Here is a 24,991-nt window from a genome sequence, read left to right as displayed (position 1 = left end):
TCCTACCAGTCGCGCCAGCTACCAGGCACCAGATTGATGCTCTGAAACGCAGCCCCATTTTCGATATTGCTCAACACCGCCTGATCATACTTGGCATCAAAGGTGCCGTTAGCCGTTTTGCCCAGTTGATAGTTGGCCACCACGGCACCGTTGACGATAGCCCCCCCCTTCAAGCTGATATCAGTAGTCGCCGTAGCAGGCGTGGATGAATAGGCAAACACCAGCCCATAGAGGGTAGCGCTTCCATTGACCATCAGATTGCCATTGCGAACGATGAGTACCACGGGCGCAGCAACCGAGCCGATAGACCCACCCGGTTTGCAGTCTCCATCGACGATAATAAGGCCGCTTGAGGCGGTCGAGAGCGAGTCGCAATTATTCAACCGTTGTACTGCTCGTGACTCCAGATTGGCCCACCCCGTAGCGTCATCATTCTCGTTAAACAGATACCAGACCAGGTCTGTGGGGAATGCCGTATCATTATCTTTGATGTCCGACTGCTTATCACCCTTCTGGCTAATGTAGGTACTGCACCCGCCGCTGTAGTCTCCCTGGTGGCAAGTCTGACCAGAACCATTGGTCAAATCCACATTGCCATTCGTCCAGACAGATAGCGGAACCCCTGGCCCCCCACCGTTAGGGTTGGCCACCACAGTGAAGTTGCCGGATACTGCCATACCACCGGCAACTGTCAGGGGGGCTGCGGGAGTGCCGGCCAACACGCTTATCTTGATGGCCTTCACCTCAACCTCTGCATTGGCGGTACTGTCCACCAGGGTTGCCATAGTGCGCACTTTAACCGGAACTACGTTCGCCCCACCGACAATCACGGTCGGTTCATCCAGAGCCCACAGGGTATAATTGCCAGCCGAAACAGTGATAGATATACCGCTACTGGGGGTGCGCCAAGCTGCATCCTGCGCAAGCCGTCCGACCCCATCCGAGAGACCCAGCTCGGCCAGTGCCAACGCCTGCCGGTACTGTACTTCATTAAGACTGACACGACGGTCAGCAACCATCAGCTTGCCCACCAGCAAAGAGATGCCAAGCAGGATCACAATAAGCAGCAGCGTAATAGTGAATGTGGTAAAGCCAAGATAACGTTTCATGGCATCAATACCCGTCGTTACGCAGCTTGATATCACGCTGCAAGGTGAGTTTAAGTGCACTATTTGCCTTTAACTGACCCGATATGGCCAAGCGCACCGTTCTCGCGCCAGCCGACGCACTGCTTCCAAGCAGCGAAAAAGTGAGGTCAGTCACCTCAATGGTGTCATCGGTACTGAGTAAATTCCCCGTGCTGCAACTGGTACCGAGCTGCACCCCTTTGTCGGTACTGTCGTAGCTGTAAATAAAGATCTCATTGGCACCGAGGGTTCCATTGTTATCATCATCGTATTTCAGCCGGATACAGCGATAAATCTTGGAACCAGTGATCGTCTCATTCATCAGGTCGCTGCCAGTATCAAAATAGAAGGGGGATCTGGAGCCTGATGCAGCATTGAGAAACACAGTAGCTCCCTGATCGTAACCAGTTCGCTGTACATCACGGGCAATCATGTCCGTGATACTTTGCAACTCCTGATTTAGACGACTTACCTGCATCGATGTTTGATTGGCCTTGAGAATAGTGGCGAACAAGGATGTTACAGCTGCAACCAAAAACAGACCTGCGACCATGGCCACCATTAACTCGACGATGTTAAAGCCTCGTGCTAGACCTAATCGCATGGAGAGCTCCCCGTGACTGGCTCGGTTCTCACTCGCCCATTTGTGGCAATAATAACCCTGTGCTCAGAGGTCCCGTTCTTCAGACAAATAGAACCATTGCCCAAACCGCCACTGCCGTGAAGATCTTTGAATGAGCCTCTACGGTTATTGATTTCAAGAGCATTTTCAGAACCGGATAATTCATAGTTTGTCGTCAGAGTAATGCCGTTAAACTCGCTGGCATCAACGCCCTTGCGACCTTCAATAGCAGAACATGAATCCGAGCAGCTATTACATGCCGAATCAAGAGCGATGCGATAGCACCAATTGGCCTGCCCCGCATTGAATATCTTGAAGATTATCGGTTTATTACGTTTGATAGCCTCAGACTTGAGCAGCATGATATCCGTGTAAACGGCTTGGGTAGCCGCCTTGACTATCTGCTCCTGGCGCAATGACTGATAACTGGGGATGGCTACGGTTAGCAGCAGGGCGACCAGAGCCATGGCGATCATCAATTCAATCATGGTAAAACCGGCTGAGCGCCCCTCTGCGAATTCCATTGGCTAAAGACTCCTTTCTTTTCGCACATGCCAGTAGAGTATGATGTCAGTACTATCCTATAGTATCTATCTGTTTAACGAACCCTGCCGCGCCCATGAGAATCAAACAATCCGGAATCACCCTGCTGGAATTGATGGTGGTCGTTGCCATCGTTGCCATCATTGCCGCTGTCGCCTACCCGAGCTTTACTGACGGTCTGCGTAAATCTCGTCGAGCCGATGCCATCAAGGGCTTGCTGACCATGCAGCTCAAACAAGAAGAATTTCGCATCTCCAATGCCAGTTACAGCAGTGCGATAGCCAGTGTGGGCAACCCAACCAGCGATTACTACACCTTTAGCATTTCTGGCGCCAGCGCCACCGCCTACACACTGGTGGCCACCAGCAAGGGGGCCCAGGTCGGCGACAAGGCCGGCAATACGGCCTGTGATACCCTGACTATCAACAAGGCCGACATCAAGACGCCTGCCGAGTGCTGGAACTGAACGCTACCAGCATTCGGTGGCTGTCATGGTGGCTCGTGATACCCCCTGCAGTCCGCTCTGATCGAGAGTCAACAATCCACAGGGATCGCCATTCATCACACCGGTCGGAATGGCGGTCAGGGTATAACGGGCCCCACTGGCATTGAGCGCTACATTGTAATACGCAGCCCCCCCATCCCTCGGCAGGGTCGCCAAGCCGGCAGAGGCTAGGTTACCGGCGTCGTAATTGCCATTGGCAGTAAACTCCCGCTCCAGATATTGCGCCGCTTCCAGCAACACTGCCTTGGCTTCGGCCCGCTTGGCAGCCGCCATGTAGTTGTTGTAACTGGGATACGCGATCGCGGCCAGAATGGCGACCACTGCGACCACTATCATCAACTCAATCAGGGTAAAACCACGTTCCATGCCAACCTCTACTCCAGTTGCAACCAGGACTGGCGGCCACCCAGATCGCCAGCCCCCTCTTCCAGCGTGACCGAGATATTTCCGCTGGAGCCGCTGATATATTTGCGCTCCATCTCGGCATCTTCCACTACGCTTGGCGTCGTGGTGAGCTCATCAAATTGCTTGCCGCTGACCGGCACCTTGATGTCATTGCCGGCTTCATCCTCGATCGCGACGTAATCATCATCGTTGACGGCCCCGTCGCCGTTAACATCAAACACCGAGTAGGTGAGTCTGGCCCCCGAGATGGGATCCAGCTCCATCAGCCAGGAGCGGCCACCAAAGTCACAGGCATCCGCCGACGGGATCAAGGTATTGAAGATCAATCGCTTATGCCGATAGAGCATCTCGGAGACGGCCCGCTCACCGACCCCCTTGCTCAAGCTTGGCGATTTCAATAGCAGATACCAACCCTTTTGGCTGGTGTAATTGACATTCCGGTTGGAGACAACCCTCACGTTGAACTTGATAGTGGTGCCGTTGGCCACAAACTCATGGGTGATGCTCTGCTGCAACAGCTGGCTACTGAGCACGGTAGCCCCCGTATCCCAGATACCGTACACCGCTTCCAGCCTCGGCGTGGCGGGAACCAGTTTGTCATCATTGGTAAAATAACTGCCAGTCCCCATCATCACCATAACCCCCCCTTTAGGGTGCCGAATAGCCAAAGGACGCATGGTGATCGGCTGACGCGTACCGGCACTGCAGCTGCCATTACAAGCCTGGAACAGCGGCTTGGGCTTGTTGCCCGTTTTCAAAGCACTTCCCCACTGGGCACTGTTTTTGTCAGTCAGATCGAATTTCCACAGATTGCCGTGCAGGTCACCGGCATAGACATAGTCGACAACCCTGTCCCCGTCTTGATCTACCGGCAAGGGGGAAGATAGACCGTTGGGCTCGCTGGAAGACCCTACCTCGGTATCAATCTCTTTGATGATGGCGCCAGTCGCCAGATCCAGCACAAACAGCCTCGCAGTCTGACTGGTGCTGTTGTAACCATTCGCAACCAGAGCAACCCATTTGTTGTCGGCTTTGACCCGCACCAGAGTGGGTGCCGCCAGTGCAACCCCCATTTCGCTATCGGTGAACTCCCACAGCATCTTGTCGGCGGTGAAGTTATCCGGGGCCGTCACATCGATGGCAAATACCGCCTTGCCACCGGCACCGGTGGATCCCAGCAAGATGCTCTTCCAGCGACTGCCCAGATAGGCATCGCCTACCCTGGGCGTCCCATCCACATAGTAGCGATGGCTGTAATTCGGTCTGGTCAACTGATTCAGCTCGCCCAGCAGGCTGGACGGGATATAGGCCAGTCGCTCGACACCGTCGGCGACTCGAAATCCGTGCAGCATACCGTCATTGGCACCGACATAGAGCATGGGTGGGCGCCGGGTAATCGCCGTCGAGCTTAGAAAAGCTTGGTAACCCTCCCGCTCGGTCTGGGTCAGACCGGCTGCACTGCTGTAACCGTAATCACGCTTGCCCACGTAGACGGGATCAGAATTGATGATGTCGCCGAGCAGATCACTACGATTACGAAACGCACCACCATTGCGCTGCTCACCACTGCGATCACCGCGCAGATAGGCGACACGGCTTTCTCCCTGGTTGTCACCAGCGACATTGAATAGAGCCCGGTTGGTCACATTCAGCGTATCCCAACGAAAGGGGATGCCGACACCATCTTGCCGGGTGAAGATATTGCGTGCCGAAGGCTCGGGGATCAAGGTAGCGGCATCCCAAGCGATCTCCCCAAGGGTGCCATCGCTGTTAAGCGGGATCGAGACCAGTTGCCCCGACCAGTCGCCGCTGTTGTAGCGGGCTTGGTAGATGTGGGTATTGCTGTCCAGCCGGGTTGCGTTGGCGGTTACCGAGCTGGCGGAGCTGTTGCGCGCTGCGATCTGGGCAAGGGTACTGCTCAGAGCTGCGGCAAAGATGTCGGGGTCACCCGCGCTGAAAAAACTGCCCTTGCTGTTGAGTGCCGCGTGCCACAGGTCATCAATCTTGTACTCCGGAATGTAGGTCGCATTCTTGTACTCCTTGTCATCCGGATCATGGGGATTGGGCCAACGGCTCGGGATACCGTTGGCAGGATTGAGGGAACCGTTGACGCCGAGTCCGACGGTAAAGTTGACCAGATGCTGCCAATTGGCCGGATCCGCCGTGCTGGTCGGCACCTTGTTGGCGAGATCGGGGCGCAGATCGGTCTTCCAGTACTGGTAGGCCACATCGGCCAGCGTATTCTCGATGCTATCTTTGTCCTGATCGCCGACCCAGGGAGAATTTCCGTTCCAGTAGCCATCAGTCATCAGGATGTTGTAGCTCTGCCGGCAGGTGAGGTGGGGCAAGGTGCTGCCGGCACTGGCCGCCCAGGGGCCGTTTTTGTCGGTGCGGGAGAAGTACTCCCCCACGTCCTTCAGACTGGTGCGCAGCGGCGTGCCGGCGGCCGGAATATCGCGGCTGTAAAGGTCGCTGAAAAAGGCGCTGCGATCGGTTCCGGAGAAAGGCGCCACCCCGCGGATCACACTGCCGCTAGCGTTGATGGTGGCAAACCCCACCCGCAGGGCCTGCCCTTGGCTGGCAAAGGCACGGCCGACCCCGGCACGAGCCGCTAGGATCCGGGAGCGGTAGTAGGTATACCAGTTGGCAAAGTTCTGGATCTCCTCGTCATAGGTACAAACGGGGGCGCTCTTACAATCACTGCGATTGGACCGCCCGCCATAGGTGCTGCCGGACTTTATCTCGACCCGGGTATAACTGCTCACTTTCTTCACGTCACCACTGCCCTTGTAGGCAAAGTAGACGGCTGGCCAGAAGGTCTCGTCATCGTTGTAATCGGTGGAAGAGAATCCGGTGTAGTAACGCAGGGACTTGGAGCGGTTGTTCTTGGTCAGGTCACGACAGCCGGCGGCGGTATTGAAGGGGTTGTGCGGTGCACAGCTGATGCTGGCATTCGCCATCGGGGTACCATCCGCCTTGGCCCAGGGCCGATAGCTCTGCTGCGGGTTGTAGTAGAGTTTGTTGTTGTTGCTTGAGCGGGTATAGGCATTGCGGTCGTTATTGCTGGTGAAGGTCACGGTCCGGTTGTCATAATCCTCGCTGCCATAGACATTGTCGGCTCTGGGGTAGACGTAGCGAGCGCTGTTCTCGATCAACCCCTCCGGCATCAACTCGAAATGCATCGAGCCTGAATCATCCAGGGTAAACATGATATTGGGATCGGCCCGGGTGCCGAGATAGAGGGGAACCTGGGCAATATCGAGCGCCGCCTGTGCCGAAGCACAGCAGAGCATCACTGAAAGGCCAAAACCAAGTTTGCCCATACACCGCCTCCTAGCGACTATAGGTCGATTGCAACAGCACCCGGCTCTCGTCAGAGAGACCAAATCCCCTTGCAGTAATACGATATAGACGACGCTCACTGATGGGCTCATCGACTGCCAGATCCTCGCTCCCCCCCTGGGTATAGGGCAACCGTTCGATAAAGTATTCGGGAGCGCGCCCCGCCAGACCACTGTTGGTATAGGTACGCCAGGCGGTCGAAGGGGAGGCAGGATCCACCGCGGTGTCGATAAATTCATACAGGCCCGCGCTGTTGTCATAGGGACCCGAGTTGCCAGCCTCGATATAGCGCTCGGCAGCGCGCAGGCCCGCTTCTGCCGCCTGCAATGCCTGCAGTGCCTCTTTCTGGTTACCCGCCATCTTCTCTTGCAACTGCGCCCCACGCATGCTGGCCATACCCAGCAGGCTCACCATGACCAGAAAAATCAGGCTGATCACCAGCGCCATCCCCTGCTGTCGATCCATCATGACTGGGCTCCTCAAGGTAGCCGATTGCGCAGCGCAACTGTGGTTTCGGCGACCCAGTACCAGTTGCGATCGGTCGCCCGGAAGGTGGCTCCGGCAAAGCTAAGGGCCTGCGGAGACGACACCACATTGCCTTGGTTACTGCGCATAAGAAGCTGTACTCCAATCCCCAGTACATTGTTCCAGTTTGGATTGCTGGCGGCGCTCACATAGCGATCTGCCGCCCGATCCCGGTTCTGATCCTCGCCGAATGTAAGTTGCATATTGGCCACCCCTTCGATAAGGGGCATACCTGCAGCCACCCCGTTCTTGCGATAAAGCGCATAGGGGCTGCTGGCTGAGGGGCGGGCGATATAGTAGAGACGGGTTTCCACCCTGTTCACGACCGAGCCAAGACCAAACCACTCCTCGGGTGGGCTGCTGGCCCCCCCCCAGGAACTGCTGGCATTGCCTGGCGTATATTTGTTGTCATTGGAGTGGACGATATTGACCTCACGCCCCCCTGCCACGCCCTGTACTTTGGTGACCTGAAATATTCTGGCCTTCTGACAGTCGGAGACCATGACGATATCTCCCTCGCACAGATCGCTATAACCCTGTGCGCCGGAACCACAATAGTCGGCCTTGCTGGATAGCTGCTGCACAAACAGCTGGGCGGCACTGTTATGATTATCACGACTGAGCGGAACCCCAACCCCAACCGGCCCCTGAACCAACAGGATATCGCTACCCGGCATGGGTCTGGGCTCGGAACCGCTGAACAGAGCAGACAGCTCGGCTGGCAAAGTGGACGTCACATTGTCGTAACCACGCAAAAAGGTGGTGAAGTTGTAGGGCAGTGCCGTACTGTTATTGAGGGTATTGGTGATATTGACCCCCTGTTTGCTGAGACACCCCTGATAGCCCACCATACGCAGCTCTTTTTGCAGCAGATTGGTGGCAAATCCGCTATCTTCCCGCACCCGGGCAATGGCCTCGCCAGTGAGATAGGTTTTGTGATTGCCGAGAAACACCTGAATCATGACCCCCACCGTTATCAGCGAGAGCACCAAGGCGATCATCACCTCGACCAAGCCGATCCCGTGCTGGTGTAGCGGCAAACCGCTCCTGCTCATAGGTCCGTCCTCAGGATCATGCTGCGCGACGCAGGATCAGTCGACAGCCGACTGCTATCCCACTGAATAGTGATGGTGGCCCTTCCGGCACTGACCGATACGGCGCCATCGCCACCTGGTAGCTCGGCTACGACCCGCTTCCAGTGTTGCAGATCCTGAACCGCCATAGAGCTACCCGAGACAGTTTCGCCCAAGTCGATATTGTATTGCCCGTTCAGAGCCGCGCTGCGATTAGCCCGCATCATGTCGTTGATCATGTATGCATACTGGGTCGCCTCGGTACGCGTCAGCGCCGACTGGTTACTCTTGAGAGCCTGCAGTTGCAGAGTCGCCATGCCCAGAATACCGATGGAGAGCACCAGTACCGAGATCATGATTTCAAGCAGTGACAAACCCCGTTCTCGCATCATGGGCAACTAGCCTCGGTAATGGAGGGGCGACCAGCGACTGTGATGTTGATATCACGGGAGGCCTCATTTCTGCACTCATCGGGACGCAGAGAAAATACCCGGGCCAAGGGAGTACGACCATCAAGAAAACCCTCGCTATTGAAACGCAGCAGGGAGGTATTGCTGCTCAGGACTCCACTCCCCATATCGGGAAAGCCTCGCAACAACTCACCATTATCCAGTATGCCGTTACCGTTGCCATCGACCCAGATCTGCCAGCCAGCCTCCCAGTGATGCTGGGTCAGGTTATCGGCAGAGGCGGAGAGGGTCACTACCGTGTTGCGGCGAATGGCTTCTGAGCGGGCAAGGTTGATGGCCGCAACAAAGTTGTTAGCCTGAGTATTGAGAGAAATAGTGCGCAGCAAAGCGTTGAAGGAAGGAACCCCCAACGTGAGTAACAAAGAGACGAGCGCTATGGTGACCATAAGCTCGATAAGGCTAAAACCTGAACGCAAAAACATCCTGTTTCGCTCTGATTTGTTCCAGGAGGACAGACACACTCCATGTGTGCTAAGCCAGAATAAGGGCTTGCTGGCAGTCTATGCCGGGCACTTGGGGTTTCAATCCCGGCAATGCAAAAGTTCGAGCTACATCATCAATTTTTGCTGCGATCTGGTTGCGAACATGCACAAAGGACTCGTTGGGACCAAAAAAGCCACCTCAACGAGGTGGCTTTGGCAATAAACCGACATCTAGCGAGATGAGAGGGATCAGAGGATCCGCAGCTCGGGTGGTACCTCAAACACCACGTTCTCTTCACGGCCAGGATGCTCGGCGACGACCTTGCCACCCAACTCCCGCAGGCGTGCAATCACGGACTGCACCAGCACCTCGGGAGCGGACGCACCGGCAGTGACGCCGATCGCCTTCACACCCTCTAGCCAGCTCGCCTCGATCATCGACGCATCGTCGATAAGATAGGCTCTGGCGCCCACCTTCTCGGCCAGCTCGCGCAGACGGTTGGAGTTGGAGGAGTTGCGAGACCCCACCACCAGCATGGCGTCCACCAGCCCCGCCATCTCCCGCACCGCATCCTGACGGTTCTGGGTGGCATAGCAGATGTCATCCTTGCGCGGCCCCTGGATCTTGGGGAAGTGCTTGCGCAGCGCATCGATCACGTCAGAGGTCTCATCCACGCTCAGGGTAGTCTGGGTGACGAAGCAGAGGTCATCCGGATTCTTCACCTTGAGCTTGGCCACATCTTCAGGCGTCTCCACCAGATACATGCCGCCTTCGCGATTCTCGTACTGCCCCATGGTCCCGATCACCTCGGGGTGACCGGCGTGGCCGATGAGCACAGCCTCGGAGCCCTTGCGGCTGGCACGATGCACCTCCATGTGCACCTTGGTCACCAGCGGACAGGTGGCATCGAATACCTTGAGGGCGCGGGACTTGGCCATCTCGCGCACTGTCTTGGCCACGCCGTGAGCAGAAAAGATGACGATGCTGTCGTCAGGCACCTCATCCAGCTCCTCGACGAAGACAGCGCCCGCATCTTTCAACTTGTTCACCACATACCGGTTATGCACCACTTCGTGGCGGACATAGATGGGGGCACCGAACTTCTCCAGCGCGCTCTCGACAATGCTGATGGCGCGATCGACACCGGCGCAAAAACCGCGAGGGTTAGCAAGCAGAATATCCATTAATGCACCTTCTCCTCATCATCAACACCCAGGATCTCCACCTCGAAGGTGACGGTATGACCGGCCAGCGGGTGGTTGAAATCGACTGTGACCGACATCCCTGCTACCGCCCGGATGATGCCCGGCAGCTCGCTGCCGTTAGGCTGATCGAACAGGATGATGGTGCCGACTTTTGGCTCCACATCGGCGCCAAATTTGGCACGGTCGAGATGGTAGATGTTGTCGGGATTGGAGAGACCAAAGGCCTCTTCCGGCGCCAGAGTAAAACTCTTGCTCTCCCCTTCGCTCAGCCCCAGCAGACACTGCTCGAAGGTGGGGGTCAGGCTGCCATCGCCCATCCGCAGGCGGGCAGGTTTGCCGTGCAGCGCCGTGCTGTCGGCAACCGAGCCATCTTCCAGCTTGATGGAGAAGTGGAACAGCACGCTGCTGTTAGCGGTGATCTGCTGGCTCATGCCTGCTCCTTTTTCTCACCACGGACACCGTCCAGCACGATCATGGCGGCCCCGATAAAGATAAAGCTGTCGGCCAGATTGAATGCCGGCCAGTGCGCACGCTGCCAGTAGAAGTCGAGGAAATCGACCACATGGCCCAACACCAGTCGATCAAAGACGTTGCCGAGGGCGCCGCCGATGATGAGTGAATAGGCGATACCGCTCCAACGCTGGGTCACCGACTGCTTGCGCAGCCAGTGGATCAGCAATCCACAGATGGCAAAAGCCAGCACCGCGAAGAACCAGCGCTGCCAGCCCCCCTGATCAGCCAGAAAGCTGAATGCGGCCCCCTTGTTGTAGACGTGAACCAGATTGAAGAAGGGGGTGATCTCCACCCCCGGGTAACCAAATGGCAGCAACTTGACCACGGCGAGCTTGCTCGCCTGGTCCAGTACAAAGGCCAGCACTGCCAGCCACAGCCAACGCAGGCCGCTTTTATGTTGAGTCATGTTCATCAGGCAAATTGACGAGTTTCGCCGTCACCCTCAACGTTGGTCACACAGCGACCACAGATCTCTTCGTGACCCGCGATGGTGCCCACATCTTCTACATGGTGCCAGCAGCGGTCGCACTTGGCGGCAGCAGACTGGGCCACGCTCAACCACAGGTCATCACGCTCGGTCGCCACAGAGCCTTCCGGCGCAATGTCAGCCTCCACAACCTTGGCTTTGGAGGTGAGCAGCACGAAGCGCAGCTCATCAGCCAGGGCATTCAGGCGTGCAGCCAGCTCCGGCTTGGCGAACAGGGTCAGCTCGGCCTGCAGGGAGCCGCCGATGCGCTTCTCACCACGAGCCACTTCCAGCGCCTTGTTCACTTCACCGCGCACTGTGAGGATCTCGGCCCAGAACTCGTCGTTGAGGGTTTCACCCGCTTCCAGCCCGAACAGGCCGTCGTACCACTCTTCGGTGAAGACGAACTCGCCGCGCTCACCCGGCAGCAGGGCCCAGATTTCATCAGCGGTGAAGCTCATGATCGGCGCCATCCAGCGCACCATGGCCTCGGCGATGTGATAGAGGGCGGTCTGGCAAGAACGACGGGCCAGGCTGTCAGCCTTGGCGGTGTACTGACGATCCTTGATGACATCCAGATAGAAGGAGCCCATCTCGATGGAGCAGAACTGCATCAGCTTCTGGGTTACACCGTGGAAGTTGTACTCGTCGAATGCCGCCATGATCTCGGCCTGTACCGCTTTGGCACGACCCACAGCCCAGCGATCCACCACCACCATGTCGGCAGGTGCCACCATGTCGGTCGCCGGATTGAAGCCGTTCAGGTTGGCCAGCAGGAAGCGGGCAGTGTTGCGAATACGACGATAAGCATCGGCAGAGCGCTTGAGGATCTCGTCGGAGACAGTCATCTCGCCGGTGTAGTCAGTGCTCGCTACCCACAGACGCAGGATGTCGGCACCCAGCTTGTTCATTACGTCTTGCGGGCTGACCACGTTGCCGATGGACTTGGACATCTTGCGACCCTGACCATCCACGGTGAAGCCGTGAGTCAGCACCTGGTTGTAGGGAGCCTTGTCTTTCATGGCCACACCGATCATCAGGGAGGACATGAACCAGCCACGGTGCTGGTCAGAACCTTCCAGATACATGTCGGCCGGCTTGCCGTTGAACTCGGGACGGGCATCGACCACGGAGGCGTGGGTAGAACCGGAGTCAAACCAGACGTCGAGGGTGTCAGGCACCTTGTCGTACATGTCGGCATCGGCACCCAGCAGCTCAGCCTTGTCCAGATCCCACCATGCCTGAATGCCGGACTGCTCGACCCGCTTGGCTACTTCATGCATCAGGCGCACGGATTCCGGATGCAGTTCCTGGGTCTCTTTATGGACGAACAGGGAGATAGGTACACCCCAGGTACGCTGACGAGAGATACACCAGTCAGGACGGTTCTCAACCATCGCCTGAATGCGGTTTTTACCCCAGGCCGGTACCCAGCCGCTCTGGCCTTGCTGGGCAATACCGTCCTTCTCGATGCGCTCGATCTCCTCCAGTGCGCGCTTGCGCAGACCCTTCTGCTCCATGCTGATGAACCACTGCGGGGTAGCACGGAAGATGATCGGGGTCTTGTGACGCCAGCAGTGCGGATAGGAGTGGTTGAACACCTTGTGGTGCAGCAGGGCGCCGCGTTCGGTCAGCACTTCGATCACGGAGGCATTGGCCTTGAACACATGCTGGCCGGCAAACAGTTCGGTATCCGGCAGATAGACGCCGTTGCTGCCAACCGGGTTGGCCACTTCCAGACCGTACTTCTGACCGACCACGAAGTCTTCCTGACCGTGGCCAGGTGCGGTGTGAACGGCACCGGTACCGGCATCCAAGGTGACGTGATCACCCAGTACCACCGGCACGTCGAAGCTGTAGAAGGGGTGGTTGAAGCGCAGCAGCTCGAGCGCGGCGCCCTTGGCGTAACCCAGATTGTGGAACTTCTCGATACCGGCGCGATCCATCACATCCTTGACCAGCTCTGCGGCCAGGATCAGACGCTCGGGGTGCTCCCCTTCAACCTGCACCAGTGCGTAATCCAGATCGGCGTGCATGGCGATGGCACGGTTGGCTGGCAGGGTCCACGGAGTGGTGGTCCAGATCACCGCAGAGATCGGGCCCTTGCCGGTGTGGCCTTCGGCGCAGTCAAACTTGGCGGCAACGGTTGCCTCATCAGCGGCCTTGAAGCGCACATCGATGGAGGGGGAGTTCTTGTCGTAGTACTCAACCTCGGCTTCAGCCAGCGCGGAGCCACAATCGGTACACCAGTGCACCGGCTTGGAGCCTTTGTGCAGGTGGCCGTTTTCAACGATGTTGGCCATGGAGCGGATGATGTTGGCTTCGGTGCCAAAATCCATGGTCAGGTAGGGGTGTTCCCAGTCGCCCAGCACACCCAGACGGATGAAATCGGTCTTCTGCGCTTCGATCTGGGTTTTGGCGTATTTGCGGCACTCGGCGCGGAATTCGGCAGCGGAGACCTTCTCGCCCGGCTTGCCGACCATACCTTCTACTTTCAGTTCGATAGGCAGACCGTGGCAATCCCAACCCGGCACATAGGGGGAATCGAAACCGGAGAGGCCCTTGGACTTGATGATGATGTCTTTGAGGATCTTGTTGACCGAGTGACCGATGTGAATGTTGCCGTTCGCATAGGGGGGGCCATCATGCAGAATGAAAGAAGGCTTGCCCGCTTTGGCGCGGCGAATAGCGCCGTAGAGATCCTGATCGTACCAACGTTTCAGCATGTTGGGTTCGCGCTTGGCCAGATCGCCACGCATCGGAAACTCGGTTTCCGGAAGATTCAGGGTGTGTTTATAGTCGCTCATCAGTCCTGGGTTCCCTTCTTTTCTAAAAGAGTGCTGGGTAAATTGAATTGTGGCAGCCCGAACCAGGCTCGGGCCGCCAGGGCATCTCGTTCGATCTGCTCTTTCAAGGCAGTGAAAGAGGCAAACTTCTGCTCTGCGCGCAGCTTGTGGCGAAGCAGCACCTTGACCTGCTGACCATATAGATCACCAGAAAAATCAAATAGATGTACTTCCAATCTGGCTTGTGTACCGCTCAAGGTCGGCCGTACACCCACATTGGCTACACCGGGGAAGGTCTTGCCGGAACATATCACTTCCACCGCAAACACGCCACCGACCGGGATCACCTGGCGCTTGAGGGCCAGATTGGCAGTGGGAAAACCTATGGTGCGCCCCAGCTTGTCGCCGTGGGCCACCCGGCCGCTGATGGTATAGGGGCGGCCAAGCATCAGCTCCACTTCCGCCATCCGGCCCGCTTTGAGGGCTTCACGCACCAGGGTGCTGCTGACCCGCTGCCGTTCAAGCTGGAAGCTCTGGGTACTGATCACCTCGAAGCCGAAGCGATGACCCGCCTCCTCCAGCAGGTGGAAATCCCCTTCCCGCCCCTTGCCGAAGCGAAAATCGTCGCCGACCACCAGGTAGCGCACCCCGAGCTTTTCCACCAGCAACTGCTCGATGAAGGTCGAGGCCGCCTGCTCGGCAAAGCGGTGGCTGAAGCGCACGCAGAGCATGCGGTCGATATGCAGCCCCTGCAGCGCTTCGTACTTTTCCCGCAACCGGCTCAGCCGGGCGGGCGCTGCCGTGCCGGCAAACAGCTCCAGCGGCTGCGGTTCGAACAGCATGACGCAGGCGGGCAATCCCAGCTGGGCCGCTTTCTCCTTGAGACGTGCCAATACCGCATGGTGCCCCTGATGAACCCCATCAAAGTTGCCAATGGTTAATACACATCCCCGGTGACGGGGCTTGAGATTGTGAATGCCGCGAATAAGCTCCATCAGTGCCTTGTGCGTTGCTGCCATGGAAATCGGCGGATTATATATCAGGCAGCAGGCAGGGTCAGCCCTCATAGCCTGATTTCAACTATCCGGGCCCAAGCCCGCCCATCTGCGGCGCCATGAGGCACTATCCCCATGGCACCGCAGGATCACGACTACTGCTGCCCCGATTTAAGGTGACGCGGCCGAATGCCCAGCAGTAGCAACACTACGGCATAGACCGCAGCCCCCAGCGACAGCAGCATGGTCAGCTGCAAACTGGCCTTACCCATGTTCCATGCCCCCCACTGGGTCAGATCCGGCGACAGATAGGCGAGCACGCCCCCCATCAGCACGCTGGCGACCAGCAGCTTGAGGCAGAACACGCCGGTATGGCGGGAAGGACGATAGACGCTCTGCTGATACAACCCCTTGAACAGCAAAGCCGCATTCAGGGTACCCGAACAGGCGGTCGAGAGCGCCAACCCCACGTAACCGAGCGGGTAGATGAAGATGAGGTTGCAGACCATGTTGGCAATCATCGACATCACCCCGATCCGCACCGGCGTCTTGGTGTCCTGACGGGCGTAGTAACCGGGCGCCAGCACCTTGATCAGCATCAGGGAGAGCAGACCGGTAGTGGAGGCCAGCAGGCTGGCGCTCGACATGCTCACTTCATGCAGGCCAAATTCGCCGCGCATGAACAGCACTCGCAAAATGGGCTCGCGCATCACCGCAATGCCTATCATGGCGGGCAGGCCGAGCAGCATCACCATCCGCACGCCCCAATCCATGGTGCGGGAGAAGTCCGCCGGATCGGCATCCACATGCTTCTTGGCCAGCGCTGGCAGGATCACGGTACTGATGGCCACCGCAAACAGCCCGAGGGGGAACTCCAGCAGGCGATCCGAGTAGTAGAGATAGCTGATGGCACCAGTCGCCAGGAAGGAAGCCAGCATGGTGTTGACCAGCAGGTTGATCTGGCTGACCGAGACCCCGAACAGGGCCGGGATCATCAGGGTGCGGATCTTCACCACCCCCGGGTGATTCCATCCCCACTTGGGCCATACCAGCATGTTGATTTGGCGCAAAAAGGGGTACTGGAACAGAAACTGCACCAAACCGCCCAAAAAGACACCAATCGCCAGCGAGATCTCCGGTTTGTCCATCAGCGGTGCAATCCACCAGGCCGCCGCAATCATGGTGATGTTGAGAAACACCGGCGTAAACGACGAGACCGCAAAGCGGCCGAAGGTGTTGAGGATGGCCCCCGCCATGGCGGTAAAAGTGATAAACCAGAGGTAGGGGAAGGTGATTTTGAGCATCAGACTGGCGAGCTCGAACTTCTCGGCCGCAGGGCCGCCATGCAGCCAGTCCCAGAACCAGCCCCAGCCAAACAGCGCGGTCAGTACACCCGACCCCAGCACACCAAGCAGGGTGACCACAGTCACTATGCCCCCCAGCGTGCCCGCAACCGCCGCCAGCAATTCACGCACTTCCCCCTCGTCGCCATTTTTCTTGTACTCCGTCATCACGGGAACAAAGGCCTGGTTGAAGGCACCTTCGGCGAACAGACGACGCAGAAAGTTGGGAATGCGATTGGCAAAAAAGAAGACGTCGGCGGCCACCCCGGCACCGAGCAGATTTGCGATGACCACATCGCGAACCAAGCCCATTACGCGGGATGCCAGCGTCATTCCGGACACTATCATGCCGGATTTGATCAATTTCTTACTCAAGACGAGGCCTCTGGAACTGTCAGAATGAAAAGAATGCTGCTAGAATCGGCCGACAGTTTAACCGTCTCCCTACTGACACACCACCGGGAGGCGGTGTTTATTTGCACAAATCATTTGACAATATGTGGTTGGAAGGGCATATTTCCGGGCCTTTTCAATACACTCGCTAAGACAGTTTTAGGAGTTTTACCTTGGCTAACATCAAATCTGCTAAGAAGCGCGCTCTTCAGTCAGAAAAACGCCGTCAGCACAACGCCAGCCGTCGTTCCATGACCCGTACCTACCTGAAGAAAGTCATTGCTGCTATCGCCTCTGGCGACAAAGCTGCTGCGACTGCCGCTTTCGCTGTTGCTCAGCCGATCATGGATCGTATGGCGACCAAAGGCCTGATCCACAAGAACAAAGCTGCTCGTCACAAGAGCCGCCTGTCTGCCCAGATCAAAGCTATGGCTTAATCAGCTTCTGCTGATCAAAGCTGAAAAAACCGGCCTTAGTGCCGGTTTTTTATTTATCTGCGCTGCAATAAAGTCGATGCAGCAAACTGATCATTTCACGCACCTCATGGCTGCGCAGCGAATAGTAGACCGTCTGGGCCTCTTTGCGCGTCGTCACCAGCTCATCCCGCCGCAACAGCGCAAGATGCTGTGACAAAGCCGACTGACTCAATCCCAATCGCTCGTTGAGCTCCCCCACCGACAGCTCCCGCTCCAGCAACTGGCACAGAATAAACAGCCGCCGTTCGTTGGCCAGCGCCTTGAGCAAGGCCACCGCTTTACTCGCATTGGCTTCCATCTCTTCAAGTTGCATCACATCTCTCCTCTACCACTGATCGCCGATGATACGTGGTGACGGGTCGTTTTAAAACGACAGGGTGGCCGGCTGGATAGCGGAGAAGTTCTCCTGGCCGGAAAAGAGAAAGGTAAAATCGCTCTCACAGACCCGCTTCACCGCCGGATGCTGGATCATCCGCTCGGCGAAGATGACGTAATACTCCTCCATCAGATCCTGAGTTTCCCCGATCAGCATCACCCCCTCCCCCTCAAGGATCTCCTCCCGATAGATGGTGGGAGCCATGAAAATCCCCTGATTGAAGAAGCCAAACGCCTTCATCAAGGCGGCATCATCAAACTCGCCAAGAATGCTGGGAGAAACCCCCTGCTGCTCGAACCACTGGGTCAGCTGACGCCCCATGGCAGTACGGCGACCGGGGATCAGCAGCTTGCGCTCCTCCAGACAGGCGGGAAAGGGCTTTTCAGGCAGCGGCGCCTTGCAGAAGAAGCTGACGCCACAGCCGCCCAGCCGTTTGGAGAGCAGCCCCGCATGTTGGCTGGAGTCCACCGGACAGTCGGAGAGGATCATATCGAGCTTGTGCTCGCTCAGCTGCTCCAGCAGCAGTTCGTGGGTCGATTCGAAACAGCGCAGATGGATGGAACCATCATTGGGGATGACAGAGAGCAGCACGCGGCTGGCAAGGCGCTTAGAGAGGGCATCGGCGATGCCGACGTCGAACAGGATCTGGCTCTCCTTGCGGTAGTTGACGATATCGAGCATCTCGTAGGAGAGGCTGAACATCTTGTCGGCATAGCGAAACACCAGCTGGCCCAGCTCGGTCGCCTCAAGAGAGCGCCCCTTGCGTTTGAGCAGCTTGCCCCCGAGGCGCTGCTCCAGCAGCTTGATCTGACCGGTGACGGTTTGCGGGGTCAAAAAAAGGGCTTCCGCTGCCTGGGTAACGGAGCCCTTCTTCTGAGTCATCCAGAAATAGTAGAGATGGTTGTAGTTAAGGTGTGACATCCGATGGGGTTCCCGCTTGAGGCGGACTCCGGTAGCAGCTGAGTTCAACCGCCAGAATGTCATACATGTCGCTAACCGAGTCAACCTTGTTCGCGCCAAACTGCTCCATCAGAGTGGCCTTGAGGCGTGCCTTGTCCGGCATCCGGTCAGCGCAATAACGCTTGTTGGAGCGCTTGACCATCTCGCCAGCCCGGCTGCTTAGCGCCCGCTCGGAGAAGGTTTCGCCAAAGCGCGCCTTGGCCTGCTTGTCCCCCAGCAGCAGGGCACTGTCTACCACTCCGTTCAGATAGGCAGAGCAGTTCGCCGAGGCGGCGTCCTGCTTGCAATCCTCCAGCCCGCCGGCCCATGCCGCGGGGCTCAACAACAGCATCAACAACCCTGTATGCAGCTTCATAGTCCCTCCGTACTCTGTTCCCCTTCACCCTTGGGAAGGGCCATGCGCAAGGCCAGATAGCCGACTACCGCCGCCATGGTGGAGCCCACCAGGATCCCGAGGCGAGAGTAGCTGCCGTAATCCAGCCCACCGTGCTCGAAGGCGAGCGACGCGATAAACATCGACATGGTGAACCCGATGCCACAGAGGATGCTGACCGCAAAAATCTGCTTGAAGTTGACCCCGGGCGGCAACTGGGCGATGCCCAGCTTGACCGACAGCCAGCTGATGGTGAACACCCCGAGCGGCTTGCCGATAAACAGCCCCAGCATGATCCCCATAGGTACCGGACTCAGCAGGGAGGAGAGACCAATCCCTTCCAGCGATACCCCTGCGTTGGCAAAGGCAAACAGAGGCAGGATCAGATAGGCACTCCAGGGGTGCAGTTGATGCTCCAGATACTTGAGCGGCGAGGCGTAACGCTTGCCGTTAAGCGGAACCATAAAGCCCACCACTACACCCGCCAGGGTCGCATGGACGCCAGACTTGAGCACCGCAACCCAGAGCACAAGACCGACCAGCATGTAAAGGCTGATCCTGTCCTCACCACGGCGATTCATCCAAAGCAGAGTGAGGGTTGCCAGAATACCGATGGCCAGCGCCTCCAGCGACAACTGCTGGGTATAAAAAAGCGCGATGATGATGATGACGCCGAGGTCATCCATGATGGCCAGCGCCAACAGGAATACCTTGAGGCTCACCGGTACCCGCTTGCCGAGCAGCGCCATCACCCCGAGGGCAAAGGCGATATCGGTCGCAGCCGGAATTGCCCAGCCAGCACGCGCCACTTCATCCGAATAGTTGAAAAAGGCGTAGATCAAGGCTGGGGCCAGCATGCCGCCCACCGCAGCGATAGCCGGGAAGGTCGCCTGAACCCGGGTCGAGAGCGCCCCTTCCAGCATCTCTCGCTTCACTTCCAGGCCAACCAGCAGGAAGAAGATCGCCATAAAGCCATCGTTGATCCAGAGCAGCAGCGGCTTGTTGATGTCGAGAGCCGCGATGCGCACCTGCACCGGCGTGTCGAGAAACGCCTGATACCCGCCAGCCAGCGCGGTATTGGCTAAAATCATTGCCAGCATGGCAGCCATGATCAGAATAATTCCGGAGGCGGCCTCCAGCTTCAGGAACTTTTTGATTACGTCACTCATGGTTAAATTTTCCACCGTATTACTTTGGTTTGAGTCTATCTCCTGCAACAACCAATGGAAAATCGTTTCTTGCTGCTCAATACAACGAAAAAACCGAAGGCAAAATAGAACATACCTGCTATAAGCAGGTTTTTCCTCGTCTCTGGCTACCGTCTTATTAATCAATAAAATGAATTTTCAATTATTTAACTGCATAAAAAAGGCGCCCTAAGGCGCCTTGCCATCAGATGGCGACGGGCGCCTTGATGCCAGGGTGGGGGTCATAACCCTCGATCTCGAAATCCTCGAACTTGTAGTCGAAGATGGAGTCAGGTTTGCGCTTGATCACCAGGGTCGGCAGCGGGCGCGGCTCGCGGGAGAGCTGCAGCGCAGTCTGCTCCATGTGGTTGGAGTAGAGATGCACATCACCGCCAGTCCAGACGAAGTCACCCACTTCCAGATCGCACTGCTGGGCCATCATGTGGGTCAGCAGGGCGTAGCTGGCAATGTTGAACGGCAAGCCGAGGAACACATCACAGCTGCGCTGGTAGAGCTGGCAGGAGAGCTTGCCGTCCGCCACATAGAACTGGAAGAAGGCGTGGCAGGGAGCCAGCGCCATCTTGTCCAATTCGCCCACGTTCCAGGCGGATACTATGATGCGGCGCGAATCCGGGTTGTGCTTGATGTCATCCACCGCCTTCTGGATCTGGTCGATGACAGACCCGTCAGCCGCAGGCCAGGAGCGCCACTGCGCGCCGTAAACCGGCCCCAGATCGCCATTCTCGTCGGCCCACTCATCCCAGATGCTGACGCCATTTTCCTTCAGATAGGCGGTATTGGTATCCCCATTGAGGAACCAGAGCAGCTCGTGAATGATGGAGCGCAGGTGGCACTTCTTGGTGGTCACCAGCGGGAAACCTTCCGCCAGATTGAAGCGCATCTGATGGCCGAACAGGGAGACAGTACCGGTGCCGGTACGGTCTGACTTGACGGTGCCCTCATCGAGGATTTTCTGCATCAGGTCGAGATAAGCTCGCATTATTTCGCCTCCTTAATGGCATTACCGAACAACTGCGGACGCTTGTAAGCGGCCCAGATCATCAGGGCACCGGCGATAATCATCGGGGTGGAGAGGATCTGGCCCATGCTGATCTCCTGGAAGTAGAGACCGAGCTGGCTATCCGGCTGGCGCACAAACTCCACCAGGAAGCGGAACAGGCCGTAGAACAGCAGGAACATGCCGGAGATGGCGCCGCGCGGCGGATTCTTGCGCCAGAACAGGTTGAGGATGATGAACAGCACCACCCCTTCAAGCGCGAACTGGTAAAGCTGGGAGGGATGACGCGGCTCGGGGCCAGCCTCCGGGAAGATGATGGCCCAAGGCACATCGGTGACCCGGCCCCACAGCTCGCCGTTGAGGAAGTTGCCAATCCGGCCAACGCCGAGACCGAACGGAATGAGCGGTGCCACAAAGTCGGCCACGGTGAAGAAGTGGCGCTTGGTCTTGTGGGCAAACCAGATCATCGCGGTGATCACCCCGATCAGCCCACCGTGGAACGACATACCGCCGGTCCAGATCTTGAACAGGTAGGTGGGATCCGCGAGGAAGAGATCGAAGTTGTAGAACAGCACGTAACCGACACGGCCACCGAGGATCACCCCGAGGAAACCGTAGAACAGCAGATCCGATACCTCGTTGCGGGTCCAGCCGCTGTTCGGTGCATCGGCGCGACGGCCGGCAAGCCACATGGCAAACGCGAAACCGAACAGGTACATGAGACCATACCAGCGTACCGATAGTGGTCCCAAACTGAATGCTACGGGATCAATCTGCGAGAAAACCCAATATCCATCGTGCTGCATATGCGGCCCCAGTCAAAATAAAAGCCGCATTTTCCGATCATTCGTCAGCAGGGACAAGGCATGATTATCAATCACTCTGTTTCGATTTATGACCGGCTCGCAGCAAACCGCCCAAACCATGCTCCTCCAGATAGCGGGCAAACAGGCCGCGCAGCACGTGGGGATTGTCATGTTTGAGGCCATCGGCCATCAGTTCGGTCAACTCGCTCAGGGTGGATTGACGCAGCACGTACTTGATCCGGGCGATGTTGTGGGTATTCATACTGAAGCGGCGATAGCCCATGGCCAGCAGCAGCAGCACACCGACCGGATCACCGGCCAGTTCGCCACAGACCGACACCGGCTTCTGGTAACGGTGGGAAGCATCAACCAGCTGTTGCAGGGCGCGGATCACCGCAGGATGGAAGGCATCATAGATGTTGGCAACCCGGGAATTGTTGCGATCTACCGCCAGCAGGTACTGGGTCAGGTCGTTACTGCCCACCGACCAGAAATCGATGAGCGGCGCCATCTCCGGCAAGATAAAGAGGGCTGAGGGCACCTCGATCATCACCCCGAGGCTGGGGTAGCGGATCACCGCATCGCGGCTCGCCGCCTCTTCCGACACTTCCCGCCACGCCTGATCCAGCAGACGACGGGAGGCCTTGATTTCGCTGACGCTGCTGATCATCGGCAGCATGATGGCCAGATTGTCCAGCCCTTCACTGGCCCTCAGCATCGCCTTGAGCTGCACCAGAAACAGTTCGGGGTGATCCAGGGTGATCCGAATCCCCCGCCAGCCAAGGAAGGGATTTTCCTCGACGATGGGGAAATAGGGTAACGGCTTGTCGCCGCCCACATCCAGCGTCCGCATGCAGACCGGCCGGTTGCGGTAGGTCTCCAGAATGCCGCGATAGCGGGCAGTCTGCTCCCACTCGGAGGGGAAGCTCTCCTGCAGCATAAAGGGGATCTCGGTGCGATAGAGCCCGACCCCGTCCGCCAGCTGGTTGAGGGAGATCTCGGTATCGGCGCTGAGACCGGCGTTGAGCAACAGGGAGACCTTGGTGCCGTCGGCCGTCTCGGATGGCAGGTTGTCGACGCTGCGCACCAGGGTATCGAGCGCCCGCTCTTCGCTCAGCAGCTGACGATACTCGGTCAGGATCACCTGATTGGGCTCGATGAAGAGATCGCCGCTGTAGCCATCGACGACCAGCATGCGACCGCCGATGTCGCCAAGAGGCAGATCCACCCCCATGATGGCGGCAACCCCCATGGCACGGGCCAGAATAGCCGCGTGGGAGTTAGTCCCCCCCTTGAGCGATACCACCCCGGTCAGATACTCGCGAGGTACTTCTGCCAGAATGGTGGCGGTCACCTCATCGGCAACCAGCACCACCGGCTCACCGATGGAGATATGTTCCGGTTCATTCTGCACCAGTCGGCTGATCAGCCGCTGGGCAATATCCTTCACGTCGGTGGAGCGCTCCTGCAGGTAGGGATCCTTCATCCCCTTGAACTGCTCGATCAAGCGATCGCTGATCAGCTTGACCGCAGATACCGCAGTCCAGTGCTCCTTGCTCACCTTGTTGCGAATGGGCTTGATATAGCCTGGATCGTTCAGCAGATGGAGGTAGATATCGAAAATCGCCACCGAATCCTGGCTGTAGCTCTCGCGAAAACGCAGCGCCAGACTCTCCAAGTCGTGACGCACTTCCTCAACCGCCAGCTCCAGCCGCGCCAGCTGGCTGGCATGGTCTTCATCCTTGCGCGGGGTAATGGACGAGAGCGCCTTGCGGGGCCGCCACACCCAGGCCTTAGCCATGGCAATGCCGCTGGCACCGGCAATACCGCGCAGCGGCTTGCTCCAGTCGGTCTTCTGCAACCACCCCTTGGCTTGCGCCTGAGCGATCCGCGCCGCCAGCTGGGCCGCCAGGGTGACCATGAAGGACTCTTCCCCCTCATCGAAGCGGCGGCTCTCCTTCTGCTGCACCACCAGAATGCCGACCACCTGACGCTGGTGCATGATGGGTGCGCCTAGGAAGGAGCGAAATGCCTCTTCGGCCACATCGGGCAGGAATTTGAAACTGGGATGCGCGGGGGCATCAGCCAGGTTGATCAGCTCTTCCCGCTGACCCACCAGACCGACGATGCCCTGCTCGTAGGGCAGGGTCACCTTGCCGACTGCGGACGGGGCCAAGCCGTCGGTAGCCGCCAGGCGATAGCGGCGCACCTCGGGTTCCGAGACATAGACGGAGCAGCAGTCCACTGCCATGGCGTGCCGGGTCTGGCTCACCAATGCTTGCAAGGCCTGCTCGAGGGTATTGGCCTCGGCCATGCTCTCGACGATACGTCTCAGTTCCGTTAACAACTAATCTGTGCTCCTTAACGGACGCGATTGCGTCGCCCATCCTTCTTGTTGACCTGCACTGCCGGCACTGGCATCGCCAGCGGGGCAAACTCTTTCATGACCCGGCGGTAAACCTCCCGCTTGAATGAGACGACCTGACGCACCGGGTACCAGAAGCTGACCCAACGCCAGTCGTCAAATTCGGGATGGCCATGACAGCCGAACTGGATCCGCGACTCCTTGCCCGAATTCAGCTGTAACAGGAACCATTTTTGTTTTTGGCCAATACAGACCGGTGAACTGTCCCAGCGGACAAGACGTTTGGGTAAACGGTACTTTAGCCAGTTACGACTGGTGGCCATAATGGTCACATCTTCGGGCTTGAGGCCAATCTCCTCATACAGCTCTCGATACATGGCCTGCTCTGGCGTTTCACCATCATCAACCCCCCCCTGCGGAAACTGCCAGGAGTGCTGCCCATAGCGTTTAGCCCACAACACTTGTCCTTCACGGTTACAGATCACGATACCGACATTGGGACGAAATCCGTCGCCATCAATCACGTGATCACCTTATAAAGGCTGAATCTATAAGGAGATTGTTCCACATTCACTCCGTGGCAGCAAACAAGGAGTGAATCCCCTGTTTCATGAATAACTTTCGATTTCAAACATACTTATAAACAAATCCAAGGATCCGCGCCCCCAAGTTGCCCACCCAGGCTGTGCATAAA

25 protein-coding genes are annotated in these 24,991 nt (G+C 57.7%); 2 read left to right on the top strand and 23 right to left on the bottom strand.

Annotation, left to right across the window (positions count from 1 at the left end; all coding sequences use genetic code 11):
• Positions 1–2: 2 nt before the first annotated feature.
• The 3 genes from G5193_RS12145 to G5193_RS12135 are packed head-to-tail and all read right to left on the bottom strand — an operon-like array spanning position 3 to position 2,273.
• Positions 3–1,109, bottom strand: coding sequence for a PilX N-terminal domain-containing pilus assembly protein (locus tag G5193_RS12145; RefSeq protein WP_216952861.1), 1,107 nt, complete (start codon positions 1,107–1,109; stop codon positions 3–5).
• Positions 1,110–1,113: 4 nt separating this feature from the next.
• Entirely contained in the window at positions 1,114–1,701 is a 588-nt protein-coding gene (locus G5193_RS12140; RefSeq protein WP_216954532.1) for a PilW family protein, read from the bottom strand.
• A 20-nt stretch (positions 1,702–1,721) separates the two neighbouring features.
• Positions 1,722–2,273 (bottom strand): GspH/FimT family pseudopilin, encoded by a 552-nt coding sequence (locus G5193_RS12135; protein WP_216952860.1) that lies wholly within the window; start codon positions 2,271–2,273, stop codon positions 1,722–1,724.
• Positions 2,274–2,368: 95 nt separating this feature from the next.
• Between G5193_RS12135 and G5193_RS12130 the strand changes: the two genes are divergently transcribed.
• Positions 2,369–2,758 carry a type IV pilin protein gene (locus G5193_RS12130; protein ID WP_100654566.1) on the top strand — a complete coding sequence of 130 codons (390 nt, stop codon included), beginning with the start codon at positions 2,369–2,371 and terminating at the stop codon, positions 2,756–2,758.
• 3 nt (positions 2,759–2,761) lie between these two features.
• Here G5193_RS12130 and tppA read toward each other — a convergent pair whose 3' ends face one another.
• The 12 genes from tppA to murJ all read right to left on the bottom strand — a co-directional run bounded on the left by tppA (position 2,762) and on the right by murJ (position 16,718).
• Complete coding sequence (gene tppA / locus G5193_RS12125) at positions 2,762–3,163, bottom strand: type IVa pilus pseudopilin TppA (RefSeq protein WP_100654567.1); 402 nt, start codon at positions 3,161–3,163, stop codon at positions 2,762–2,764.
• Between the two features lie 8 nt (positions 3,164–3,171).
• Positions 3,172–6,525 (bottom strand): pilus assembly protein, encoded by a 3,354-nt coding sequence (locus tag G5193_RS12120; protein ID WP_421206087.1) that lies wholly within the window; start codon positions 6,523–6,525, stop codon positions 3,172–3,174.
• A 10-nt stretch (positions 6,526–6,535) separates the two neighbouring features.
• Entirely contained in the window at positions 6,536–7,012 is a 477-nt protein-coding gene (locus tag G5193_RS12115; RefSeq protein WP_123173790.1) for a pilus assembly PilX family protein, read from the bottom strand.
• A gap of 11 nt (positions 7,013–7,023) precedes the next feature.
• On the bottom strand, positions 7,024–8,124 hold the full coding sequence (locus G5193_RS12110) for a PilW family protein (protein ID WP_421206086.1): 1,101 nt from the start codon (positions 8,122–8,124) through the stop codon (positions 7,024–7,026).
• On the bottom strand, positions 8,121–8,516 hold the full coding sequence (pilV, locus tag G5193_RS12105; protein ID WP_272950156.1) for a type IV pilus modification protein PilV: 396 nt from the start codon (positions 8,514–8,516) through the stop codon (positions 8,121–8,123). Before pilV ends, G5193_RS12110 begins: the two co-directional genes overlap by 4 nt.
• Before the next feature lie 14 nt (positions 8,517–8,530).
• Positions 8,531–9,034, bottom strand: a complete 504-nt coding sequence (gene tppE / locus G5193_RS12100) for a type IVa pilus pseudopilin TppE (protein ID WP_421206085.1) — start codon at positions 9,032–9,034, stop codon at positions 8,531–8,533.
• A 249-nt stretch (positions 9,035–9,283) separates the two neighbouring features.
• On the bottom strand, positions 9,284–10,219 hold the full coding sequence (gene ispH, locus G5193_RS12095) for a 4-hydroxy-3-methylbut-2-enyl diphosphate reductase (RefSeq protein ID WP_421202924.1): 936 nt from the start codon (positions 10,217–10,219) through the stop codon (positions 9,284–9,286).
• Positions 10,219–10,671, bottom strand: coding sequence for an FKBP-type peptidyl-prolyl cis-trans isomerase (gene fkpB, locus G5193_RS12090; protein WP_005341354.1), 453 nt, complete (start codon positions 10,669–10,671; stop codon positions 10,219–10,221). Before fkpB ends, ispH begins: the two co-directional genes overlap by 1 nt.
• The gene (gene lspA / locus G5193_RS12085) at positions 10,668–11,165 is read right to left on the bottom strand and encodes a signal peptidase II (protein ID WP_129504761.1); all 498 of its coding nucleotides are present in this window, start codon (positions 11,163–11,165) and stop codon (positions 10,668–10,670) included. Before lspA ends, fkpB begins: the two co-directional genes overlap by 4 nt.
• Positions 11,165–14,026: an isoleucine--tRNA ligase gene (gene ileS / locus G5193_RS12080; protein WP_421206084.1), complete on the bottom strand. Its 2,862-nt coding sequence runs from the start codon at positions 14,024–14,026 to the stop codon at positions 11,165–11,167. Before ileS ends, lspA begins: the two co-directional genes overlap by 1 nt.
• On the bottom strand, positions 14,026–15,000 hold the full coding sequence (gene ribF / locus G5193_RS12075; RefSeq protein ID WP_421206115.1) for a bifunctional riboflavin kinase/FAD synthetase: 975 nt from the start codon (positions 14,998–15,000) through the stop codon (positions 14,026–14,028). The genes ileS and ribF overlap by 1 nt, the downstream gene beginning before the upstream one ends.
• Positions 15,001–15,155: 155 nt before the next feature.
• Positions 15,156–16,718 (bottom strand): murein biosynthesis integral membrane protein MurJ, encoded by a 1,563-nt coding sequence (gene murJ, locus G5193_RS12070; protein ID WP_204382200.1) that lies wholly within the window; start codon positions 16,716–16,718, stop codon positions 15,156–15,158.
• A 191-nt stretch (positions 16,719–16,909) separates the two neighbouring features.
• On the opposite strand from murJ, the gene rpsT reads away from it, so the two are divergent.
• Positions 16,910–17,173, top strand: coding sequence for a 30S ribosomal protein S20 (gene rpsT, locus G5193_RS12065; protein WP_005308808.1), 264 nt, complete (start codon positions 16,910–16,912; stop codon positions 17,171–17,173).
• A 49-nt stretch (positions 17,174–17,222) separates the two neighbouring features.
• On the opposite strand, the gene G5193_RS12060 is transcribed toward rpsT, so the two are convergent.
• The 8 genes from G5193_RS12060 to rppH all read right to left on the bottom strand — a co-directional run bounded on the left by G5193_RS12060 (position 17,223) and on the right by rppH (position 24,821).
• Positions 17,223–17,525 carry an ArsR/SmtB family transcription factor gene (locus G5193_RS12060; protein WP_013724128.1) on the bottom strand — a complete coding sequence of 101 codons (303 nt, stop codon included), beginning with the start codon at positions 17,523–17,525 and terminating at the stop codon, positions 17,223–17,225.
• 51 nt (positions 17,526–17,576) lie between these two features.
• Entirely contained in the window at positions 17,577–18,509 is a 933-nt protein-coding gene (nhaR, locus tag G5193_RS12055; protein WP_005340434.1) for a transcriptional activator NhaR, read from the bottom strand.
• Positions 18,496–18,903, bottom strand: a complete 408-nt coding sequence (locus tag G5193_RS12050; RefSeq protein WP_201953738.1) for a hypothetical protein — start codon at positions 18,901–18,903, stop codon at positions 18,496–18,498. The genes nhaR and G5193_RS12050 overlap by 14 nt, the downstream gene beginning before the upstream one ends.
• Complete coding sequence (nhaA, locus tag G5193_RS12045) at positions 18,900–20,090, bottom strand: Na+/H+ antiporter NhaA (protein WP_005348917.1); 1,191 nt, start codon at positions 20,088–20,090, stop codon at positions 18,900–18,902. Before nhaA ends, G5193_RS12050 begins: the two co-directional genes overlap by 4 nt.
• A 223-nt stretch (positions 20,091–20,313) precedes the next feature.
• Positions 20,314–21,108 (bottom strand): thymidylate synthase, encoded by a 795-nt coding sequence (gene thyA, locus G5193_RS12040; RefSeq protein ID WP_019445582.1) that lies wholly within the window; start codon positions 21,106–21,108, stop codon positions 20,314–20,316.
• A complete protein-coding gene (gene lgt, locus G5193_RS12035) occupies positions 21,108–21,932 on the bottom strand; it encodes a prolipoprotein diacylglyceryl transferase (RefSeq protein WP_421206083.1) in 825 nt (274 codons plus the stop codon). Before lgt ends, thyA begins: the two co-directional genes overlap by 1 nt.
• 67 nt (positions 21,933–21,999) lie before the next feature.
• Complete coding sequence (ptsP, locus tag G5193_RS12030; protein WP_005340422.1) at positions 22,000–24,279, bottom strand: phosphoenolpyruvate--protein phosphotransferase; 2,280 nt, start codon at positions 24,277–24,279, stop codon at positions 22,000–22,002.
• 14 nt (positions 24,280–24,293) lie between these two features.
• A complete protein-coding gene (rppH, locus tag G5193_RS12025; RefSeq protein ID WP_279461041.1) occupies positions 24,294–24,821 on the bottom strand; it encodes an RNA pyrophosphohydrolase in 528 nt (175 codons plus the stop codon).
• Between the last annotated feature and the right edge of the window lie 170 nt (positions 24,822–24,991).

Source organism: Aeromonas sp. 601027 (assembly GCF_049174455.1).
GTDB classification, from domain to species: domain Bacteria; phylum Pseudomonadota; class Gammaproteobacteria; order Enterobacterales; family Aeromonadaceae; genus Aeromonas; species Aeromonas veronii_A.
This window is presented reverse-complemented; position numbering and strand designations above follow the sequence as displayed.

What these genes read in the sequence shown, in the direction of transcription:
- G5193_RS12145 (WP_216952861.1), bottom strand. Translation starts at nt 1,109, where the DNA reads ATGAAACGTTATCTTGGCTTTACCACATTCACTATTACGCTGCTGCTT.
- G5193_RS12135 (WP_216952860.1), bottom strand. Translation starts at nt 2,273, where the DNA reads ATGGAATTCGCAGAGGGGCGCTCAGCCGGTTTTACCATGATTGAATTG.
- G5193_RS12130 (WP_100654566.1), top strand. Translation starts at nt 2,369, where the DNA reads ATGAGAATCAAACAATCCGGAATCACCCTGCTGGAATTGATGGTGGTC.
- tppA (WP_100654567.1), bottom strand. Translation starts at nt 3,163, where the DNA reads ATGGAACGTGGTTTTACCCTGATTGAGTTGATGATAGTGGTCGCAGTG.
- G5193_RS12120 (WP_421206087.1), bottom strand. Translation starts at nt 6,525, where the DNA reads ATGGGCAAACTTGGTTTTGGCCTTTCAGTGATGCTCTGCTGTGCTTCG.
- G5193_RS12115 (WP_123173790.1), bottom strand. Translation starts at nt 7,012, where the DNA reads ATGATGGATCGACAGCAGGGGATGGCGCTGGTGATCAGCCTGATTTTT.
- G5193_RS12110 (WP_421206086.1), bottom strand. Translation starts at nt 8,124, where the DNA reads ATGAGCAGGAGCGGTTTGCCGCTACACCAGCACGGGATCGGCTTGGTC.
- tppE (WP_421206085.1), bottom strand. Translation starts at nt 9,034, where the DNA reads ATGTTTTTGCGTTCAGGTTTTAGCCTTATCGAGCTTATGGTCACCATA.
- ispH (WP_421202924.1), bottom strand. Translation starts at nt 10,219, where the DNA reads ATGGATATTCTGCTTGCTAACCCTCGCGGTTTTTGCGCCGGTGTCGAT.
- fkpB (WP_005341354.1), bottom strand. Translation starts at nt 10,671, where the DNA reads ATGAGCCAGCAGATCACCGCTAACAGCAGCGTGCTGTTCCACTTCTCC.
- lspA (WP_129504761.1), bottom strand. Translation starts at nt 11,165, where the DNA reads ATGAACATGACTCAACATAAAAGCGGCCTGCGTTGGCTGTGGCTGGCA.
- ileS (WP_421206084.1), bottom strand. Translation starts at nt 14,026, where the DNA reads ATGAGCGACTATAAACACACCCTGAATCTTCCGGAAACCGAGTTTCCG.
- ribF (WP_421206115.1), bottom strand. Translation starts at nt 15,000, where the DNA reads ATGGAGCTTATTCGCGGCATTCACAATCTCAAGCCCCGTCACCGGGGA.
- G5193_RS12060 (WP_013724128.1), bottom strand. Translation starts at nt 17,525, where the DNA reads ATGCAACTTGAAGAGATGGAAGCCAATGCGAGTAAAGCGGTGGCCTTG.
- nhaR (WP_005340434.1), bottom strand. Translation starts at nt 18,509, where the DNA reads ATGTCACACCTTAACTACAACCATCTCTACTATTTCTGGATGACTCAG.
- G5193_RS12050 (WP_201953738.1), bottom strand. Translation starts at nt 18,903, where the DNA reads ATGAAGCTGCATACAGGGTTGTTGATGCTGTTGTTGAGCCCCGCGGCA.
- nhaA (WP_005348917.1), bottom strand. Translation starts at nt 20,090, where the DNA reads ATGAGTGACGTAATCAAAAAGTTCCTGAAGCTGGAGGCCGCCTCCGGA.
- thyA (WP_019445582.1), bottom strand. Translation starts at nt 21,108, where the DNA reads ATGCGAGCTTATCTCGACCTGATGCAGAAAATCCTCGATGAGGGCACC.
- lgt (WP_421206083.1), bottom strand. Translation starts at nt 21,932, where the DNA reads ATGCAGCACGATGGATATTGGGTTTTCTCGCAGATTGATCCCGTAGCA.